Origin of the sequence: Niallia sp. FSL W8-0954, from assembly GCF_038005605.1 — a bacterium.
GTDB lineage: Bacteria > Bacillota > Bacilli > Bacillales > Cytobacillaceae > Niallia > Niallia circulans_A.
In genome coordinates, this window is record NZ_JBBOTN010000006.1 from 1 (window position 1) to 3,991 (window position 3,991).

4 protein-coding genes are annotated in these 3,991 nt (G+C 34.2%); 2 read left to right on the forward strand and 2 right to left on the reverse strand.

All coding sequences use genetic code 11. The annotated features are described in order from the left end of the window. Positions 1-1,652: 1,652 nt before the first annotated feature. Both NX902_RS25760 and NX902_RS25765 read left to right on the forward strand, forming a co-directional pair. On the forward strand, positions 1,653-2,201 hold the full coding sequence (locus NX902_RS25760) for a replication/maintenance protein RepL (protein ID WP_333730832.1): 549 nt from the start codon (positions 1,653-1,655) through the stop codon (positions 2,199-2,201). Continuing rightward, positions 2,194-2,394, forward strand: a complete 201-nt coding sequence (locus tag NX902_RS25765; protein WP_333730833.1) for a hypothetical protein — start codon at positions 2,194-2,196, stop codon at positions 2,392-2,394. The genes NX902_RS25760 and NX902_RS25765 overlap by 8 nt, the downstream gene beginning before the upstream one ends. An 18-nt stretch (positions 2,395-2,412) precedes the next feature. Here NX902_RS25765 and NX902_RS25770 read toward each other — a convergent pair whose 3' ends face one another. Then, complete coding sequence (locus tag NX902_RS25770; protein ID WP_333730834.1) at positions 2,413-2,601, reverse strand: hypothetical protein; 189 nt, start codon at positions 2,599-2,601, stop codon at positions 2,413-2,415. Further along, the gene (gene mobV / locus NX902_RS25775) at positions 2,602-3,951 is read right to left on the reverse strand and encodes a MobV family relaxase (RefSeq protein ID WP_341161103.1); all 1,350 of its coding nucleotides are present in this window, start codon (positions 3,949-3,951) and stop codon (positions 2,602-2,604) included. Between the last annotated feature and the right edge of the window lie 40 nt (positions 3,952-3,991).

The following is a 3,991-nucleotide window of genomic DNA, read 5'->3' on the forward strand; positions in this document are numbered from 1 at the left end:
GAGAAGTGTAGCACACTACACTTTGCACGCAAAGTTACATGTGTTGGGGTATCCCCCAAACCCCCTTAAAAACCTTTCGACTATCGTCGAACTCGCCTTGCTGAAGTGTGGCCAATTTACATTGGCAGCACTTCATCCATTCGAGAAAACCATAGACCTTGGGCTTTGCCCAAACCCACTGGGGAACTCTTCCCCAGACCCCCTTAATCGAACACCCCAACCCCTCAATCCCTGAGGGGCTCCCTCGCCGGTAGGCAGGTCAAAAGGTGAACTTTTGACACACCGAGAGGGTCTTGGTGCAGTGAGTCTGTCAACTCCTTAATGCTCCCTTCGGTCCGCTTACCGTTGACAGACGCCATACGGGGCTTTTTCGCCTTTGTGGGAGGTTGCCCCTTAATTTAACACTAAAAGGGCACCAAAACGCCATAGAGGGCATTTATGGGCTTCTCAATGCAAGAATATTTTTTGATTATAAATTTAATAATAAAAAGAATGTATTACTTGAAAAGTAATGTTAAATAAAGGAAGTGGCGACTTGAAAATTAGGGTTATTAAAAAGATAAATACTATGTATTTTAGTGCAATAATTGGATTAATCTTAACAACAATTTATACCACGATATTAATGATTTTTGTTACTAAAACTTTTAATAAAGTGAAATAAAAAATAAGCTTCTCTTTTTGCACTCAAGAGCCTTTCCCCTTGTTTTAGGGTGGAAGGCGCAGGCTGGGGTGAATTGGCGAGAGCCAAGAGGGGCTAGCCCCTTATTGCGTGGATCTATGTGATAAAAGAACAAATCTTTGAACGGTTGCTCTGGCGGTTTTGGCGGTACAATGGCACGAGCAAGCCGATTGCCTTAAATCCTCGTTTTAGGTACGTCGGCTTGGCGACAGTTCAGCACCGCCAAAATTTCTCCATGCAAGGTACGGGTAGTATTTTTTGAGTTTCGACAATGCCAAGAGGGTTTGGGTTCTGTGAGTCTATCAACTCCTTAATGCTCCCTTCGGTCCGCTTACCGTTGACAGACGCCATATAAGGCTCATATAGACTGATTAAGAGACTATCCTAATTTTTATACCTTCATTTGCCTTAAAGGCAAAATAGAAGCCTTTAAGGCTTTCTAAAAGCTATTAAAGATTTTCCCTTTCATCAGGTAGAGAGAGTGAGGCTGGGGGTTTGGGGGCTAGCCCCCATTTTACGTCACTTATTTAAATTTAAAATAAAAATATTGAACGAAAGAACTAGCGTTTTTACAGGCTAAACTAATTTTTATCCGAACGACCTAATTCATGTTTCATCAGTTTATCGGTCGTTCGGCAAGATAAATGCAGCCTGTAAAATTTATTAACGCAAGGAGAAAAAGGTGGAGATTTTTTGAATGGTTTTCTCAAAAAATACTACCTGAACCTTGCGTTAATAAAAGCTATTTGATTAAGAAGAGAGTGTTTTTTTTAGAAAAGTAGCATAAACCCATATATACCAAGGGTTATAGCGTTTTTGCTTGTGTTCATATTTGAATGGTTTTGTGTTCACTTTAGAACATATTTGTATTCTTTTTTTGAATACAAATATAATTATTTGAATAAATATATTGTGTTCTTTATTTGAACATGTTAATGTTCAAATATGGACATAAAAATCGAGGTGTAACATGAGCAAAAACATGGAATATATCAGTGATACTCAAACTTTAATAGGACAACAAAAAAGAACATTAATTGACCAAGAAACAGGAGAAGTAGTACATGTAGATCAAATTACAAAGCGAGTTTATGGTACAAAACAATTTTGGAAAGTCTATTTAATGGATTTTTTAAGTATCTTAGGAATAATTGATAGTAAACAACTTGACGTTTTTATCTACATAGCAGAAAACACAAATCAAAACACAAATATGTTTATAGGAACTTATAGAAGTATTTCCGAAGATGTGGGAGTTGGAGTTAGTACAGTAACTAGAATCATGAAAAAATTACAAGAAAACAACTTTATTATGAAAAAACAAAATGGAGTTTACTTGGTTAATCCCAATATCATGATGAAAGGTAATGATCATAAAAGACAGATGCTTTTAAGTTATTATGAAGAAGACAAACCTTTAAATTCAATTGAAGTTTTGAGAGGAAGACAAAAAGCCATTCCAGAACAGTCTGCAAGCTTGGAAAATCAAGATTTTTTGGAGATGAAAAAAAATGATTGAAGGAATAGAATTAACGATTTATTTAAATGATGAAAATATTTCTTTTGACTTAACAGCTACACAAACAGAAGTAATTTTCAAAGCTTTAGGAGTTGAATTTGATAAAAAAAATAATACTATGACTACATTTAGTGATAGTAGTTTAAAAAAACATATTCTCCCTAAAATAAATTTTGTTCCAATCAATAAATAGTCTCTTATAAGAGACTATTTATTTTAGTTTCCAATTCATTTCATATTTTTCAAACACTTTAATAAGATCATCAAGCAATTGTTCATTTTCTTCCCAAGATAAAGGCTTCTTTTCATAATCTCGATTATATTCAAATGTCACATTCCAAGTACGATTGCAGTCCAAAGTTCCTTTGATAATCTGTTTTGACCTTTCAAAATCATGCATTTAACGTTCCATCTCCATTTCTTCTCTTTTTTGATTTTCAGGTTTCTCTAATCTTTGTAATGAGTCCTGGACAATCTCATTGCGTTTATCTTCTAGTAATTTTATTTTATTGTGGTCTACATCATTTAGCCTTAAAAACCGTTTAACGCGGTCAATTTGAACAAACAAAACTTTCACTACTCTCTTTTTAAAAGAAGAAAACTCATTAGCAAGTTCCAAATATTTATCCTTTAATTTTCCATTTTCTAGCTTTAAATCTCTATTTTCTCTTTGATATGACTGATTTTCAAACTTAAGTGTATCCCTTTCCCCTACTAGTTTTGTTTTTTCTTTTAACTGGTCATTGTATTTATTAACCAACCCATTATACTTTTCAATTAAGTTTTCATATTTCTTTACAATGTCAGTCTTCTTCATTTTTTCTATCACTTTTTCTTTAACTAAAGAATCCAAATTCTCCTCAATATGTTTATAATAATGACGAACTTTATCTTGTCCAATTTGCATATCTGATTTTAGCTGTTCAACTTCTTTTTTAGCTTTTTCCAAGTCTTTTTCTAAATTCTCAGCTTTCACTTGATAAATAACTCCATTAGTAGCATAGTCCACTAAACTTTGATAATCTTGCTCTTTCATCCCAACTAATCCAAGAACTTTTTTCGATTCAATATTCTCAATAGCTTTTGTCTTATCTGTAATCTCATGGATCTGACCTATTGTTCGCTCATACTTCTCTTTCGCATCCTTTTCCATTTGTTGAAGCGTTAGAGCCTTGTATTTAGTTGATTCAACATGTTTACGGTCAGTTGAGACCCCACGTTCTAAATCAAATCCTTCTCGTACCATATGGTCATGGAATTTATCCTGTAGCTTTGCAAGTTGTTGTTTCTTACCAAAAAAATCTTTTGCCGAAAGCCGACCATCTTCCGTAATCGGCACAAATCCAACATGCATATGTGGTGTTTTTTCGTCTTTATGAACCATTGCATAAGCAATATTTTTTTCTCCATATTCATCTGCAAAGAATTCATAAGCCGATTCAAAGAATCGTCTTTCTTCTCGTTCTGATAGATTCTGAAAATACTCTGAATCAGAAGTAACAAGAAAACTAGCAACTTTCACCGCATCTTTCCGAATGGCTTTGCCAGTCGTCACTCCTTCCTCAATCATTTTGTTTACTTTTTCGTTATAATCAATAGATTTAGGATTAACTAAATCGTAATTCAAATGGGAAAGTTCATTCCTAATATCAGCATTTGTCTGACTCTCTTTTTCTCTTTGATTATGTATTTGAATGCCCTTGATTGCAGGTTGTTTTAGCTTCTGCATATGCAAAATTGCATAGCTCATTTTAGGGGTTCATCTCCTTCTCAAAAATCTAGTAGATTAA

Excerpts from the sequence above, each read along its gene's own strand:
- NX902_RS25760 (WP_333730832.1), top strand. The coding sequence starts at position 1,653 with ATGAGCAAAAACATGGAATATATCAGTGATACTCAAACTTTAATAGGA.
- NX902_RS25765 (WP_333730833.1), top strand. The coding sequence starts at position 2,194 with ATGATTGAAGGAATAGAATTAACGATTTATTTAAATGATGAAAATATT.
- NX902_RS25770 (WP_333730834.1), bottom strand. The coding sequence starts at position 2,601 with ATGCATGATTTTGAAAGGTCAAAACAGATTATCAAAGGAACTTTGGAC.
- mobV (WP_341161103.1), bottom strand. The coding sequence starts at position 3,951 with ATGAGCTATGCAATTTTGCATATGCAGAAGCTAAAACAACCTGCAATC.